Annotated in this window: 13 protein-coding genes, 1 pseudogene and 1 riboswitch; of the genes and pseudogenes, 13 read left to right on the forward strand and 1 reads right to left on the reverse strand. The window is 59.7% G+C overall.

All coding sequences use genetic code 11. The features are described 5' to 3' along the window. The first annotated feature begins 31 nt into the window (after nt 1-31). From N5D22_RS03655 to N5D22_RS03675, 5 genes are all read left to right on the forward strand, one after another. A complete protein-coding gene (locus N5D22_RS03655) occupies nt 32-910 on the forward strand; it encodes a GNAT family N-acetyltransferase (RefSeq protein ID WP_279655908.1) in 879 nt (292 codons plus the stop codon). 39 nt (nt 911-949) lie between these two features. After that, a riboswitch (cobalamin riboswitch) is annotated at nt 950-1,184 on the forward strand. A gap of 157 nt (nt 1,185-1,341) precedes the next feature. Further along, nucleotides 1,342-2,373: an ABC transporter substrate-binding protein gene (locus tag N5D22_RS03660; protein WP_279655907.1), complete on the forward strand. Its 1,032-nt coding sequence runs from the start codon at nt 1,342-1,344 to the stop codon at nt 2,371-2,373. Beyond that, complete coding sequence (locus N5D22_RS03665; RefSeq protein WP_279655906.1) at nt 2,370-3,398, forward strand: iron ABC transporter permease; 1,029 nt, start codon at nt 2,370-2,372, stop codon at nt 3,396-3,398. Before N5D22_RS03660 ends, N5D22_RS03665 begins: the two co-directional genes overlap by 4 nt. Beyond that, the gene (locus N5D22_RS03670; protein ID WP_279655905.1) at nt 3,395-4,195 is read left to right on the forward strand and encodes an ABC transporter ATP-binding protein; all 801 of its coding nucleotides are present in this window, start codon (nt 3,395-3,397) and stop codon (nt 4,193-4,195) included. The genes N5D22_RS03665 and N5D22_RS03670 overlap by 4 nt, the downstream gene beginning before the upstream one ends. Next, nucleotides 4,192-4,671: a pseudoazurin gene (locus N5D22_RS03675; protein WP_279655904.1), complete on the forward strand. Its 480-nt coding sequence runs from the start codon at nt 4,192-4,194 to the stop codon at nt 4,669-4,671. Before N5D22_RS03670 ends, N5D22_RS03675 begins: the two co-directional genes overlap by 4 nt. 12 nt (nt 4,672-4,683) lie before the next feature. Here N5D22_RS03675 and N5D22_RS03680 read toward each other — a convergent pair whose 3' ends face one another. After that, nucleotides 4,684-5,508 (reverse strand): methyltransferase domain-containing protein, encoded by an 825-nt coding sequence (locus N5D22_RS03680; protein WP_279655903.1) that lies wholly within the window; start codon nt 5,506-5,508, stop codon nt 4,684-4,686. Nucleotides 5,509-5,621: 113 nt separating this feature from the next. Between N5D22_RS03680 and N5D22_RS03685 the strand changes: the two genes are divergently transcribed. The 8 genes and pseudogenes from N5D22_RS03685 (at nt 5,622) to N5D22_RS03720 (ending at nt 14,595) form a co-directional block, all read left to right on the forward strand. Then, a complete protein-coding gene (locus tag N5D22_RS03685) occupies nt 5,622-6,755 on the forward strand; it encodes an ABC transporter substrate-binding protein (RefSeq protein WP_279655902.1) in 1,134 nt (377 codons plus the stop codon). 93 nt (nt 6,756-6,848) lie between these two features. Next, nucleotides 6,849-7,988 carry an ABC transporter substrate-binding protein gene (locus N5D22_RS03690; protein WP_279655901.1) on the forward strand — a complete coding sequence of 380 codons (1,140 nt, stop codon included), beginning with the start codon at nt 6,849-6,851 and terminating at the stop codon, nt 7,986-7,988. Continuing rightward, on the forward strand, nt 7,985-9,052 hold the full coding sequence (locus N5D22_RS03695) for an iron ABC transporter permease (RefSeq protein WP_279655900.1): 1,068 nt from the start codon (nt 7,985-7,987) through the stop codon (nt 9,050-9,052). Before N5D22_RS03690 ends, N5D22_RS03695 begins: the two co-directional genes overlap by 4 nt. Beyond that, nucleotides 9,046-9,798, forward strand: a complete 753-nt coding sequence (locus N5D22_RS03700; protein WP_279655899.1) for an ABC transporter ATP-binding protein — start codon at nt 9,046-9,048, stop codon at nt 9,796-9,798. Before N5D22_RS03695 ends, N5D22_RS03700 begins: the two co-directional genes overlap by 7 nt. A gap of 228 nt (nt 9,799-10,026) precedes the next feature. Then, nucleotides 10,027-10,527, forward strand: coding sequence for an RNA polymerase sigma factor (locus N5D22_RS03705; protein WP_279655898.1), 501 nt, complete (start codon nt 10,027-10,029; stop codon nt 10,525-10,527). A 111-nt stretch (nt 10,528-10,638) separates the two neighbouring features. Beyond that, the gene (locus N5D22_RS03710; RefSeq protein WP_279655897.1) at nt 10,639-11,634 is read left to right on the forward strand and encodes a FecR family protein; all 996 of its coding nucleotides are present in this window, start codon (nt 10,639-10,641) and stop codon (nt 11,632-11,634) included. After that, the gene (locus N5D22_RS03715; protein WP_279655896.1) at nt 11,600-11,914 is read left to right on the forward strand and encodes a hypothetical protein; all 315 of its coding nucleotides are present in this window, start codon (nt 11,600-11,602) and stop codon (nt 11,912-11,914) included. Before N5D22_RS03710 ends, N5D22_RS03715 begins: the two co-directional genes overlap by 35 nt. Then, a pseudogene (locus N5D22_RS03720) lies at nt 11,841-14,595 on the forward strand (TonB-dependent receptor). Before N5D22_RS03715 ends, N5D22_RS03720 begins: the two are co-directional and overlap by 74 nt. Nucleotides 14,596-14,648: the final 53 nt, after the last annotated feature.

A 14,648-nucleotide genomic window follows, 5' to 3' on the forward strand; every position in this document is an offset into this window, starting at 1 on the left:
TCCGCGCCGGAGGGAATGAGAGCCGTTTGTCATGGAGCTGCTCAAAGTCGATAGTTTCGAGTTGCGGACAGTGGATATCGCCGATGTAGAGGCCGATCATCTGCATGCTTTGTCCATGGCTGTCGGATGGCGATATCACGCGAATGAATGGTGTTTCCTGCGGCAGTGCGGCGTCGGCCTTGCCGCGCTTGACGAAATCGATCGCCTTGTCGCAACGGCAATGCTGTTTCCTTATGATGAGGGTTTCGCGACGGTCGGCATGGTCATCGTTTCCCCGCGTTTGCAGGGGCAGGGCGTTGCGCCATGGCTGGTGGGCCAACTCATTGCGGGTTACCCTGACGCCGCCCTGCGGTTGAACGCCACGGAAGCCTCGCGACGGCTTTTCGCACGGCTGGGTTTTTCCGGAGATACGGAGAAAGTACATCTCCTGCGCGGCAAGGCGCGCTGCCCTGCCGAGATGCCGACGCTTGGAAGAAAACAGAGAATCGAGCCGCTGTCCGAGGATCATTTGTCCGCTGTGGCGGATCTGGATCGGGCGGCTTTCGGTGCTTCCCGCCGGGGCGTCCTGCAACGCCTTCTCCGGGAAAATACGGGTTACGGCCTGTTCGAGGCCGATCGTCTTGCCGCCTTTGCATTGCGGCGTGCTGCGGGGCGGGGCCATATTGTCGGCCCGGTCGTTGCCGGTGACGAGGTGGATGCGATTGCGCTGGTGAGGCGGCATTTTTCCGATCTCGGCGATCAGCTTGTCCGTCTCGATGCCGTGCGGGATAGCGGTCTTCTGACCGAGTTCCTGGCGCAATCCGGGCTGGTGGTGATCGAAACGCTCACCACCATGTCGAAAGGCGCGCCGCAACCGGCAGGCTCCGGTTCCGCAAAGATTTTCGCCCTGGCAGGCCCGTCTTTGTGCTGAGGTGCGGCACTATCGCAATTGACGCCCCGCCTCTTGCCCCTTATGTGAGAAAGCGACGGTTCCTGCAGCCGAAAGGCGAAGGGATTAATAGGGAACATGGTGCGGGCGATCTTTTTCGCCCAATGCCGTGGCTGCCCCCGCAACTGTAAGCGGATTGTCGTTCATCCCCGTGACGCTCAAGGCGTCGTGCCACTGTATTCTCCGGAATGCGGGAAGGCAGATGAGTGACGTAAATCCGTGAGCCAGGAGACCTGCCGTCAAAATATAAACCATCGTTACGGGCGGGGAAGCCCGGAGGAGGAGATTGTAATGTTATTTCATAACATTTCGTTTGCGTCCTATGCCCGTTCTCCGTACAAGACGTCCCGCTGTTGCTGCGCGTTCTGACGCCTGCTGCTCTGGAATAAGTTTTACTTTCGACTGGAGAACACATGTTTCATTCTAGACGCCTGCCGGCCCATGCCGGTTTTCTGGCCGCCGCGCTTGCGGTTTTGCCTGTTGCCAACGCTTACGCTGCCGAAACCACCTATCCCCTGACGATCAACAGCTGCGGTCAGGAGATCACCTTCAAGCAGGCACCCGCCCGCACCGTGTCCGTCGGCCAGAGCACGACCGAGGTTCTTTACCTGCTCGGCCTCGCCGACAAGGTGGTCGGCACCGCGCTGTGGATCGGCCCGGTTCTGAAGGGTTACGAGGAAGCCAATGCCAGGGTCGAGCGACTGGCCGATAACGATCCGAGCTTCGAGGCGGTCGTCGGCAAGAGACCCGACCTCGTGACGACGCAGTTCCAGTGGCAGATCGGCCCCGAAGGCGTTGTCGGAACGCCGGCGCAATTTGCCGAACTCGGCATTCCCGTCTATACCTCGCCCGCCGATTGCATGGGCAAGGACAATTCCGGCGGCGGCGACGGCGTGCGCAACACCGGTTTCACCATGGAACTGATCTATCAGGAAATTCGCGATCTCGCCAAAATCTTCAACGTGCAGGATCGCGGTGAAGAGGTCGTTGCCGACCTGAAGAAGCGTGAAGATGCCGCCCGCGCCAAGATCGCCTCCGCCAACGGCAAGCTTTCGGCCGTCTTCTGGTTCTCGAGCGCCGAGCTGGATATCGATCCCTATGTGGCCGGCCGCAACGGCGCGCCCGGTTACATCATGTCCGCGCTGGGGCTGAAGAATGTCATCGAAAGCGATGAAGAATGGCCGACCGTCGGCTGGGAAACCATCGCCAAGGCCAATCCGTCCATCATCGTCGCCGGCAAGATGGATCGCCGTCGTTTCCCCGCGGATGATGTCGCCGTCAAGCTGAAGTTCCTCGCCACCGATCCCGTGGCCAGCATCATGCCTGCCGTCAAGGAAGGTCGTGTGTTCGAAATGGATGCGCAGGCGATGAACCCCACCATCCGCACCATTGAAGGCATCGAAACGCTGGCTGAAGCGATTTCGGCTGCCGGTCTCGCCAAGTGAACGGTCTCTCCGTCCATCTCGGCAGGGCGGGGCTGGCTCTTGCCGCGCTCGCCCTGCTGCTCGTCGCGCTGATGGCCGGGGCGGCCATCGGCGAGACCGCCATTCCTTTCGATGTCGTGGCGAAAACCATCGCCAACCGTGTCTTCCATGCCGGTTATCCGCTGGAGCCGCTGGATGAGGGTATCGTCTGGAGTTACCGTCTCAGCCGTGCGGTCGTTGCGGCCTGTTGCGGTGCTTCGCTGGCGCTCGCTGGCGCGGTGCTGCAATCGCTGCTGCGCAATCCGCTCGCCGATCCTTATATTCTCGGCATTTCCGCCGGCGCCTCCACTGGCGCCGTCGCTGTTGCGCTTCTGGGTTTCGGCGCGGGGTTCCTGACGATGCCCGCCGGTGCGCTTATCGGCGCTTTTGTTGCGTTTTCGCTGGTCAGTCTTCTGGCCGTGCGGGCGGGACACGGCAACAGCGCCATCATTCTGGCGGGGGTGGCCGGCTCACAGCTGTTCAACGCCATGACCTCTTTCATCGTCACTAAATCCGCCAATGCTGAACAGGCGCGCGGCATCATGTTCTGGCTGCTGGGCAACCTCTCGGGCGTGCGCTGGCCGGATGTCTGGCTGGCGCTGCCGGTCAGCCTCGCAGGACTTGCCGTATGCCTCTGGTATGCCCGGGCGCTCGATGCCTTCGCCTTCGGCGGTCAGGCCGCTGCCTCGCTCGGCATTCCGGTACGCTGGGTCTATGCCGCGCTGATCTCCGTTTCGGCGATCATGACGGCTGCAATGGTGTCGCTGGTCGGCTCCATTGGCTTCGTGGGCCTCGTCATTCCGCATGCCGCGCGTATCTTCGTCGGCGTTCGCCACGGCATCTTGCTGCCGGTAACGGCGCTAACCGGCGCGGTTTTCATGATCGTCGCGGATATTCTCTCGCGCATCGTCATTCCGGGACAGGTGCTGCCCATCGGCGTCATCACGGCCCTCGTCGGTGCGCCCGCCTTTGCCTTCATTCTCGGTCAGAAGAGGGGGCGTTCATGAAATTATCCGCCCACGACCTGCATTTTCACGCCGGCAATGTCGATATCGTGCGCGGCGTTTCACTCGATGTCGGTTCGGGTGAGTTTCTTGGCGTCATCGGACCGAACGGTTCCGGCAAAAGCACGCTGCTCTCCATGCTGGCAGGCATTCGCAAGCCGCGCCGGGGGCAGGTTACGCTCGGGGGTGAGCCGCTTGCCTCATTGGGACGGCGAGACCTTGCCCGCCGGCTCGCCTTCGTGGAGCAGCAGGCCGAAACCACCGAGCGCATCACAGCACGACAGGCGGTGGAGCTTGGGCGCACGCCCTATCTCGGGCCGCTTTCCGCCTGGTCGCAGGAGGATGACGCCATTGTTGATGCAGCACTTGCCAATGTCGACATGGCCGACAAGGCGGAGCGCAACTGGCACCATCTTTCCGGTGGCGAACGCCAGCGGCTGCATATTGCCCGCGCATTGGCGCAGGAGCCGCATATCCTGCTCCTGGACGAGCCGACCAATCACCTCGATATCGGTCATCAGATCGGCCTGCTCGATCTGGTGCGCCGGCAGGGCCTGACCGTTGTGGCGGCGCTGCACGATCTCAATCACGCCGCCATGTTCTGCGATCGCGTCGCCATCATGCATCGGGGCGAGATGATCGCGGTCGGTCCGCCGCGGGAGGTTCTGACACCGGCGAGAATAGCCGCCGTCTTCGGGGTGGAATGCGTCGTCACCACGGATGAGGGCGGCTTTTCTCATATTCGTTTTCTGCCGGCCCACGGGCGGGCCGGGCATGCAAGGAAAGTACTGGCACGATGATGACATTGACGGAGCTCGCAAACGCCGCTGCAAAGACCAGACTGTTTTGCGCCACTGTCGTCATTGCCGTGGCGTTCACGGGCTTTCCGCTTCAGGCTTCAGCCGAGACCTTCGAGGTAAAAATGCTGAACCGGGGCGAAAAAGGCCCGATGGTATTCGAACCCGATTTTCTCGAAATTGCGCCCGGCGACCGCGTGCGCTTTGTGCCCACCCACAAGAGCCACAATGCCGCGACCATCGATGGCATGATCCCGGAAGGTGTCGAGGGGTTCAAAAGCCGGATCAATGACGAGTTCGAGACCGGCTTTGAAAAGTCGGGCTTTTACGGCATCAAATGCTCGCCGCATTACGGCATGGGCATGGTCATGCTGATCAAGGTCGGCGAGGCCACCCTGCCGCAGAGCTACAGGACGGTGGACGTGCCCGGTCGGGCGAAGCCAAGGTTCGAGGACCTCTTCGAGCAGGCGGAAAAATAAAGGGATACCGCCTCACCCCTTTGCGGAAACACCCGGCTTCACCGCGCACACGGCATAACGATGCTGCAGCCCGCGCAGGATGCCTTTCAGCAGGCCGAAATTTTTCGCCTGGGCGCGGTGAACGGCCTGAAGCTCCTGATCGATTGCGACAGGTTCGAAGCCGGTCGCACGCAACAGCGCCGCGACATCGCCGGCCCTTGCGCCCTTCGAAAAATAGACGCGTGAAAGAATGCTGTTGAAGGTGTTTTCCGGGTCCGCCGGCTTGTGCGGCTGGTCCGGTTTGACAAGGCCGAGGTTTTCGAGACTGGCCGCCAGTTTCTTCACCAGTTTTTCGCGCCAGCCGGTATTCACGAAATCGCCGTCGACGATCAGAAGCCGTCCGCCGGGTTTGAGAACACGGAACCATTCGGCAAAGCTTGCCTGCGGGTCCACAAGCGTCCAGACCAGATGACGGGTGATGATGACATCGGCGCTTTCATCCGGCTCCATCGTGTTTTCGGCGTCGCCGACAAAAAAGCGGATGCTGCGGCAACGGCTTTTCGCCTTCTCCCGGGCAAGCGCCAGCATTGTCTCAGACCAGTCCATACCGGTGACCTGAAAACCGAGATCGTCCATCAGGTGCGAGATGACGCCGGTACCGCTGGCGAGATCAAGCGCCCTGCGGCCCTCGCCGGCGCCGAGGTGCTTCAAGATCAGGGCGTGCCAGGCCTCGCGCTCGTCTTCGGAGAAGATTTCATGTCCGGGGAAAAGGTCGAAAGTCGCGGCGCGGCTGGACCAGTAGGATTTGATTTCCTCTCTCAGACTGTCGTTTTTGCCATATGGGATAGTGTCGTTCATCGGTCTTCAACTCATGTACCGGTCAGTTAAGAATGGCTCTAAAACATAAATCTTGACTAGTATAGTCAGAAAATAATACAGCCGCGCCAGTCAACACTGGAGAGCAATATCCGATGCGCATCTCAGCCAAATCTGCAGCATTTGCCCTTGGCTTTCTCGTATCCGCCGCCTGGCCGGCATTCGCCGAAAAGGTCACCGTCAAGGATGTGACGGGCCGCGATGTCGAGGTGAATGTGCCCGTATCGCATGTCATTCTCGGTGAAGGTCGCCAGATTTATTTCCTCGCTGCGCTCGACAAGGAAAACCCTTTCCAGCATGTGGTCGGCTGGCGTGACGATCTGGCGAAAGCCGATCCGGAAACCTACGCGGCCTATCTCGCCAAATATCCTGATATCGCCAAGCTGCCGACTTTCGGCGGCATGAAGGACGGTACCTTCGACATTGAGCAGGCTGTCGCGCTGAAGCCTGACGTGATCCTGATGAATATCGACGCCAAGACGGCGACCGAAGAAGCGGGCTATATCGAAAAGCTCGCCAAGGTCGGCATTCCGCTGGTTTATGTCGATTTTCGTGAAAAGCCGATGGAAAACACCGAGCCGAGCATGCGCCTCATGGGCCAGCTAACGGGCAAGGAAAAGATCGCCGAGGACTTCATCAAGTTCCGCGCCGATGCCATCGCCAAGGTTACTGATACGCTGGAAAAGGCCAGTCCGAAGAAGCCTGTCGTGTTCATCGAGCGCGCCGGCGGTTACTCCGACGATTGCTGCATGTCCTTCGGCAACGAGAATTTCGGCAAGATGGTGGAGCTTGCCGGCGGCGTCAACATGGCCAAGGACATCATTCCCGGCACCTTCGGTACCGTCAATCCGGAACAGATCATCGCCTCCAATCCGGAGCAGATCATCGTCACCGGCGGCAACTGGGACGGTTATGTTCCGGGCGGCAACTGGGTCGGCGTCGGTTATGGCGCCGATCTCAAGGAAGCCCGTCGCAAGCTTGAAAACCTGACCAAGCGCCCGGCTTTCACCGGTGTGCAGGCGGTGAAGGACGGCAACGTCCACGCCATCTGGCATCAGTTCTATAACAATCCCTATCAGTTCGTGGCCGTTCAGGAAATCGCCAAGTGGCTGCATCCGGACCTCTTTAGGGATCTCGACCCCGAGGCGACCTTCAAGGAACTGCATGCCCGCTTCCTGCCGCTCGATTACAAGCCCGGCTACTTCGTTTCGCTGAAGGACGCCAGGTAATACAGGGACGGTGAAGAGGAGCGCCGTCTGATCCATGGATGAAGCCGCAGCCATGCGGCTTTGTCGCTTTCTTCTGGAACAAGGGGACTTCTCATGCGGCTCAACGCCCTCAGGCATCTTGCGGTGCTGGCTTTCTCGCTTCTCGCCGTGCCCGTTTTGGCGGCAGAGATTACCGACGTCACCGGACGCAAGGTCGAGCTGGACCTGCCGGCCAGGCGCGTCATCGTCGGCGAGGCACGCCAGATCCACGTTATAGCGGCACTCAGGGGCGACCAGACCTTCGAAAATATCGTCGGCTGGCGTGACGACCTCCTTAAGAAGGACCCTGACAGCTACGCGGCCTATGCCGAGCGTTTTCCGCAGATCGAAAAACTGCCGCGGTTCGGTTATCTGCCGCAGGGCGACTTCAGTCTCGAAACGGCGATCACCCTTTCGCCCGATGTCATCACCCTCAACCTGGAAACGGAAAAAACCGCCAAGGAAAGCGGTTTCGAAGAGAAGGCCGCGGCCGCCGGCATCAAGATCGTCTATCTCGACTTCCGTATCGACCCTGAAAAGAACAGCGAAGCCTCGATCGAAATTCTCGGAAAGCTGTTCGGCGCCGAAGAGCGGGTCGGGGAATTCATCGCTTATCGCCGCGCCGAAATCGCACGCGTGACCGACCGGATCGCCAGCGCCAAGGATCTGAAACGTCCTAACGTCTTCATCGAGCGCTCTCCCGGCATTTCCGGCGAAAATAACTGCTGCCGCACCTTTGGGTCGGCCAATTTCGGTGCGATGGTTGATCTGGCCGGCGGCCGCAATATTGCCGACGGCATCATCAAGACGACTTTCGGCGATCTCAATCCCGAACAGCTCGTTGTTGCCGATCCGGACCACGTCATCGTCACCGGTTCCAACTGGGCTGCCGAATCCGACATCAACCAGTTCGTTCCGGTCGGGCGCGGGGCGGATATGGCTCTCTCGCGTGAGCGGCTGGCCAATCTGATGAAGCGCACGCCGTTTCCAGAACTGAAGGCCGTGAAGGAAGGTAATGTCCATGCCGTCTGGCACCAGTTTTATGGCGCCCCCTACGAATTCTTCCCGATCCAGCAATTCGCCAAGTGGTTCCATCCCGATCTCTTCGCCGATCTCGATCCGGAAAAGAATTTCGAGGAATTTCACCGCAAATTCCTCCCCGTCACCTACAAGCCGGGTTATTTCGCCTCGCTCGAAAAAGGTTTGAACCAATGAGTTCGCTGAATGAAAGCGCGGTTGGCATCAGTGGGCGCGATCAATATCGCGCCCTTGCCGCGCGCAGGATAATCATCCTCTTCGGGCTTTTTATCGCGCTGTGTTTCAGCATGGCCGCCGACATGGCGCTCGGCCCGGCGCGCTATACGCTCTCCGAGGTTCTGGCGACGATTGCCGATCCGGCCGCCGTCGGAAACCAGCTTCGGGTGGTGATCTGGGATATTCGCATGCCGATCGCGCTGATGGCGGTGACCGTCGGAGCGTCGCTTTCGGTTGCAGGTGCGCAGATGCAGACCATCCTGTCGAATCCACTCGCCAGCCCCTTCACGCTCGGCATTTCGGCGGCGGCAAGCTTCGGTGCGGCGCTGGCGCTGGTTGGCGGCGTGGCGATCTTTCCGGGCGCCGTGCATTACATGGTGCCGATCAACGCCTTCATCATGGCCATGGTCGCGGCTCTGTTCATCCATTTCGCCTCGACGCTTCGCGGGGTGACGGTCGAAACCATCGTGCTGCTCGGCATCGCGCTGGTGTTCACCTTCAATGCGGCGTTGTCGCTGCTCGAATATCTGGCCTCCGAACAGGCGCTCGCCGCCGTGGTTTTCTGGACAATGGGCAGCCTGACGAAGGCGACCTGGGACAAGGTCTATATCACCGCCGCCATCCTCCTCGTCACCGTGCCGCTGTTCATGCGCAATGCCTGGGCGCTGACGGCGCTGAGGCTCGGCGATGACAAGGCGGCCAGCATGGGCATTAATGTCCGGCGGCTGCGGTTGACGACCATGCTGACGGTCAGCCTGCTGGCGGCCATTCCGGTTTCCTTTGTCGGCACAATCGGTTTCGTCGGGCTGGTCGGTCCGCACATCGCCCGCATGGTGGTGGGTGAGGACCAGCGTTTCTTCCTGCCCGGTTCGGTGATCTGCGGTGCGCTGCTGCTGTCGGCAACCTCGGTCATCAGCAAGGTTCTCATTCCCGGCGCTGTCCTGCCGATCGGCGTCATCACGGCGCTTGTCGGCGTTCCGTTCTTCTTCGCGCTCATTTTCGGCAACAGGAGACGTGCATGGTAGCGCTCGCACTGAAAGATGTCGGCGCCGCCTATGGGCGCACCACGGTTCTCTCCAAGGTCGGCATCGATACGCTGGAGAGCGGCAGCGTTACGGCCGTGATCGGTCCCAATGCCGCCGGCAAGTCCACGCTTTTCAAACGCATCGCCAGCCTGATTTCCGGTCCGGGACTGGTTGAGCTCTCCGATACGGCCCGAGGCGACCGCGCCATCTGCTATATGCCGCAGGATACGGGCGCCAACGCCGTGCTGACCGTCTATGAATCCGTGCTGCTTTCCGCCAAGCAGGGCGGCGGCTGGCGGGTTCGGGACGATGAACTGTTCGAGATCGACGCCATTCTCAAGGCGCTGAAAATACAGGAGCTGGCTTTCCGCGGACTTGGCGAATTGTCGGGTGGCCAGCGGCAGCTCGTGTCGCTGGCGCAGGCGCTCGCTCGCAAGCCGGAAGTGCTGTTGATGGACGAGCCGACCTCCGCGCTCGATCTTCACCGGCAGATCGAGGTTCTGGGTTTCGTCACCGATCTGGCGCAGAAGACAGGCATGATCGTGCTGATCGCCCTGCATGATCTCAACCACGCGCTTCGTTATTGCGCCAATACGATGGTGATTGCGCGCGGCGAAATGGTGGTGAGCGGCAATACCGAGGCGGTGATAACGCCGGAGATGCTGCGCGATATCTATCGCATCGATGCGCGTATCGAGCCCTGTTCGCAGGGCAGGCCGATGGTCATCGTCGACGGGGCCATCTGACAGGCAAGACCCGGCCGCATTCGTTACCGGGTCCGCTTGCCACGGTCGTACGCCTGTCACGCACGGCTGTCTTTATGAATGACAGCGCGCACAAATTCTTGATAATAATAATCATGAAATACCTGTTCGATCTGCGGTTTGGATGCTAGAGCTTTGGGCGGCAAAATTGTGCGGCCATTCGGGGGGCGGCAGGTTTCGTCGATCCTTGAAATTTCTCTCGGTTGAGACATGGGCATACGGGAAGATGACAAGCGTTATAACGCTTACGTCGCGCATAGGGTCGACCTGATCAAATACGCCACCCTCATTCTGGGGTCGCGGGCGGATGCGGAGGACGTGGTTCAGGAGGCGTTCCTGAAATTCGTTCCCGAGGCCTCCGGCAATCCTTCCAATGTCAAATCCTATCTCTTCCGCATTGTGCGCAATCTCGCGCTCGACAATATCAGGCGCAGCCGCCAGGACCTCCGGGAGCGGCCGGACGATACGCCGTTCTGGGGCGTGCCGCAGGATAATGGCACGCCGGAGGAACATGCCCTGTTCTGCGATGAAGTCCGGCAGATGCGGACTATTTTGGCCGGGCTGCCGGTTCAGGCGCGGGTGGCATTGGAAATGCACAGATTCGGGGGTTACAATATGGAGGAGATCGCCCGTCATCTCGGCGTGTCCGTGGCCAGCGCACACCGGCTTATCAAGGGCGGCATTGCCGCGATTACCAGAGAAATGAAGTAAATTAACCTCGATTGTCCCGCTTGTGAAAAAAATCCCGTCGTTAAACGTCTTTATAGCAATGCAGAAGACGATGCTTCTCCTCCGCCCCCGCAAAGGAACTGACCCGGTTCAATGACCCTCGATCCAGATAAGAAAATTGAACTGCCGGAAGGGAAAGCGGAAGAGGCGGCCGACTGGTTGCTGCGGTTGCAGTCGGGCGCGGCAGAACCGCGTCTGAAGGCTGAATTCGAGCGGTGGCTGGCGGCCTCGCCGGGAAACCGTCTTGCCTGGGAGCGGACATGCAAGACGTGGCGGAACCTCGGTCTGGTCGAGCCGGAATTCAGGAATCTCTGGGAAGACGCTCCACATCTCCCGGCCAAGGCCGCGGCAAAGCCATCGCGGCGGCGCTGGTCCATGCGGCATTATGCCGGCGCTGCGGTGGCGGCGGCTTCCCTCTGTCTTGCGGCACTGTTCGTCCCGGCATTTCTCGTGCGTTTCGAGGCTGACTATCAGACCAGCACCGCCGAAAGCCGCACGATAACGCTGGAGGACGGCAGCCGGGTGCAGCTTGCCGCGGCGAGCGCGCTTTCCACCGATTTTACGAATGGCCGCCGCAATGTGAAGGTGCTGAAGGGCGAAGCCTTTTTCGATGTGGTGCCAGACCAGACGCGTCCCTTTGTCGTTGAGGCTAAAAACCTCACCGTTCAGGTGCTGGGCACGTCTTTTGATGTCGATCTGACGGATGGTGTGACCCAGGTTGCGCTGGCGCATGGTTCTGTGGACGCGTCCTTCCGCAAGGGACCGCCAACCCGGCTCGCGCCCGGCGAGATGCTGATTGTCGACGCTTCCGGCGCGATCCGCAAAGAGACTGTTTCCGTCGAGGATATTGGCGGCTGGCGCAATGGCGAGCTCTATGTGGTCGACGCCACGATAGGTTCGGTCGTGGAGCAGATCCAGCGATACCATCCGGCATGGCTGACCATGGCCGACAAGCGGCTTGCCGAACAGAGGGTGACGGGTTTTTACGATCTGCGGGATCCGGACCGCGCGCTCGAAGCTCTGGTGGAGCCCTACAAGGGCAAGGTGCATATGGTTGGCCGCAGCGCTCGCATCATCACCCGCTTCTGAAATATTTTGGAACAAAAAATCATATTTATTTTCAGTAATTTATAAAATTTCTTCCGAAGCCCTGAAAAAAATCGCCGAGGCAATCGTCTTTTTGTTGAGTAATCCGGTCAAGATATTTCCGGAGCGAAAGACAGGAAGACACAAGCAATATGCGCCTCCAGAAATGCAAGACCGGTTCAGCGGAAAAAACGGCACAGCAGGTGCGGATGGCCATGCTGCTGGCGACGACGGCGATCGTCGTTTCGTTTGCAGCGCCCGTTTTTGCCCAGGTCGAGGCTGACACCGTAAATTCCCGCCGTTCAGGCGGCGAGCAGGAGACGAGGCGTCCGTTCAACATTCCGGCCCAGCCGCTGTCTTCCGTCGTGGGGGCTTTCGGTCGGCAATCCGGCCTGCAGGTCACGCTTGCCACACCATCGGCCGGCAATGTGCGCACCAACGCCGTCACCGGCAGTTTCACGGTGCGGGAGGCGCTGTCGCGGTTGCTGGCGGGAACGGGCGTCAACTTCCGCATCGCCGGAAACGGCAGAACCGTCATCATCGGTGCGGGGGAATCGACCGTCGATCTTTCCGGGGCGGATGGGACAACGGTTCTCGAAACCATCACCGTGACAGGCAAAACCGGCCGCAACTCCATTGCTGGCTCCGGTTATCAGGGGACCCCTGACTGGGTCTATGAAACACCCGCCAGTGTCAGCGTCGTCGGTCGTGAGGCGATCCAGTCGGCCGGCGTGCGCAACACGCGTGATGTTTTCAACCGGGTTTCCGGTGTTTATGCCGGTGAGGGCAATGGCAGCTTCCCAACCGTTTCGCCCAATGTGCGCGGTTTGCAGGAAAGCGGCCGCGTGGTCGTTTCCATCGATGGCGCGCGGCAGAATGCGCAGCGTGGTTTCAGCACGGGCGGTGCCTCGATTTATTCCGCCAATAACGGTCAGGCCTATGTGGACGCAGCCTTTATCCGCGCCGTTGAGGTCGAAAAAATGACGAGTGCCACCTCCGGTAACGCCGGTTCGCTGGGTGGTAAGGTTGAATTCCGCACGATAAGCGCCGCCGACCTCATCGCGGAGGGAGAGAACAGGGGGGGGCGAGGTGAATATTTCCCGCGGCACCAACGGTTATGATTTTCAGGGCTCGGTTCTGGCCGCCATTCGTTCACCGGACGGTCCTTTGTCCTTCGTCGCCGGTTATAGCCGCACGATCATGGACGAATATAAGATCGGAACCAGAGGCGAGGCCCGAAGCACAGCGCTGACAATGAAGGATTTGCTCGGCCGGGATGGCTGGTCGACCTTTTTCAAGGGTGAAGGTGATTTCGGGGATGTGCAGGCATCCCTGTCGTGGATGCACCAGCAGAATGATTTCGTTCAGGGGGCCGCCGAACAGATCGACCGGGAAAGCGTGCGCAATGACAGCGTCACGGCCAAATTCGGCTGGGACCCGGAAAGTGAGCTCATCGACTTCAAATCCTCCTTGTGGCTGAATGATAATATGACGCACGAGCTGCGGTCGGCGCGCTCATATGCTTCTGAAACCGATCTGGATATGGGCTTGCGCAGTTTCGGCGGCAGCATGGAAAATACCAGTCGCTTTGACACCAAGGCGGGTGCACTGAGCTTAAACTACGGTGTCGAGGCTTTCCGGGATATCGCCTCATCTATTGCCACGAGCGCCGCTATCGCGAAAAACCCGGCCTTTGCCAGCAGTTACACGTCTTTCAGTCCTGCTGGCCGACGCGATGTGGCGAGTGCTTTTCTGAATGCAGAGCTTGAGCCTGCCGACTGGATAACGATAAGCGCCGGCGTACGTTATGACTGGTCACGCCTAAAGGGGTCCGCAACTTACTATAATCAGACGACGCAGACCGTGGGGATTCCCAGCCGTCTTGCCGGGGCTGTCACCACCTATGGCGCCTGGGCACAGGCTTACAATCCCGCCGTTTTCACAAATTGGAACAATCGTTGCCTTGGAATAACGACGACCAATCCTGTGGCTATCGCGGCAGCATGCAACCGTCTCGCCAGCGCTGGAGAGATCGTGAATGGGAGCTGGTATGCTCAGGGTGCCTGGATTCTCGGAACAACCAGAAACGAGACAATATATCCGTCTTATGATGTCGATGTTGATCGCACCTACGCTGCATGGTTGCCTTCCGCGACGATAGAACTCAAGCCGTTCGACTGGCTACGTCCATATGTGAATTATTCGGAGAGCTTGCGCCCACCTACAATTCTCGAGGCTTTCTTCGCCGGTGCGCGCCCCGGGGATTCCGTTGGCTACGAATATGCTCCGAACGAGTTCCTCCGTGCCGAAAAGGCAAGGACTTATGAAATCGGTGCAAACATGAGTTTCGACGGTGTGCTGCTGGACCAAGATTCGGTGCGCATAAAAATCGCCGCGTTTCGTCGTGAAGTGAAGGACTACATCGCTCTCGGTTATCTTGTCACAGATCAGGTTGCGGACCGCACCTATACCAGCTTCGTCAATCTCGACGGCACGACCTATATGCGCGGGCTTGAATTCGAGGGCAATTACGATGCCCGCAGCTTCTGGATCGGCGGTTCAGCGACGTTGCTCAAGACCGAATGGCCGGACAAAACGCAGGTTTTCTCCAATGGTACGACCACGACGAGCGGGGAAATTGTTGCCTGGCCGGGCGATGTCGCGCCCAAGGTGAAGCTGACGCTCGACGGCGGCTTGCGCTTTTTCGACGAAAAACTCTCCCTCGGCGCGCGCCTCAATCACGTCACGCCGACACAGTCGCGTACGCTCGATACCGAGGGCAATCTGCGCGAAGTAACCGACCCCTATACGACGGTGGATCTCTACGGGTCCTACGCCTTCAATGAAAAGGCCACGCTTCGCTTCGCCGTCAACAATCTGACGGATCGCAAATATATCCCGGCCACAAGCGCATATACGGCGCCGGGCCGCACCTTTATCGCGACGATGAACGTGAAGTTCTGAGGCGCGGAAGAAATTCTCCGGGCTGGGTTGCAGCCCGTCCCGGAGATAAACGC

The sequence above is a fragment of the Agrobacterium sp. GD03872 genome (assembly GCF_029840625.1).
Lineage (GTDB): Bacteria > Pseudomonadota > Alphaproteobacteria > Rhizobiales > Rhizobiaceae > Agrobacterium > Agrobacterium fabrum_A.

Bases quoted from the DNA above. Each gene is read 5' to 3' on its own strand.
- N5D22_RS03655 (WP_279655908.1), top strand. From the start codon at position 32: ATGGAGCTGCTCAAAGTCGATAGTTTCGAGTTGCGGACAGTGGATATC.
- N5D22_RS03660 (WP_279655907.1), top strand. From the start codon at position 1,342: ATGTTTCATTCTAGACGCCTGCCGGCCCATGCCGGTTTTCTGGCCGCC.
- N5D22_RS03670 (WP_279655905.1), top strand. From the start codon at position 3,395: ATGAAATTATCCGCCCACGACCTGCATTTTCACGCCGGCAATGTCGAT.
- N5D22_RS03675 (WP_279655904.1), top strand. From the start codon at position 4,192: ATGATGACATTGACGGAGCTCGCAAACGCCGCTGCAAAGACCAGACTG.
- N5D22_RS03680 (WP_279655903.1), bottom strand. From the start codon at position 5,508: ATGAACGACACTATCCCATATGGCAAAAACGACAGTCTGAGAGAGGAA.
- N5D22_RS03685 (WP_279655902.1), top strand. From the start codon at position 5,622: ATGCGCATCTCAGCCAAATCTGCAGCATTTGCCCTTGGCTTTCTCGTA.
- N5D22_RS03690 (WP_279655901.1), top strand. From the start codon at position 6,849: ATGCGGCTCAACGCCCTCAGGCATCTTGCGGTGCTGGCTTTCTCGCTT.
- N5D22_RS03695 (WP_279655900.1), top strand. From the start codon at position 7,985: ATGAGTTCGCTGAATGAAAGCGCGGTTGGCATCAGTGGGCGCGATCAA.
- N5D22_RS03700 (WP_279655899.1), top strand. From the start codon at position 9,046: ATGGTAGCGCTCGCACTGAAAGATGTCGGCGCCGCCTATGGGCGCACC.
- N5D22_RS03705 (WP_279655898.1), top strand. From the start codon at position 10,027: ATGGGCATACGGGAAGATGACAAGCGTTATAACGCTTACGTCGCGCAT.
- N5D22_RS03710 (WP_279655897.1), top strand. From the start codon at position 10,639: ATGACCCTCGATCCAGATAAGAAAATTGAACTGCCGGAAGGGAAAGCG.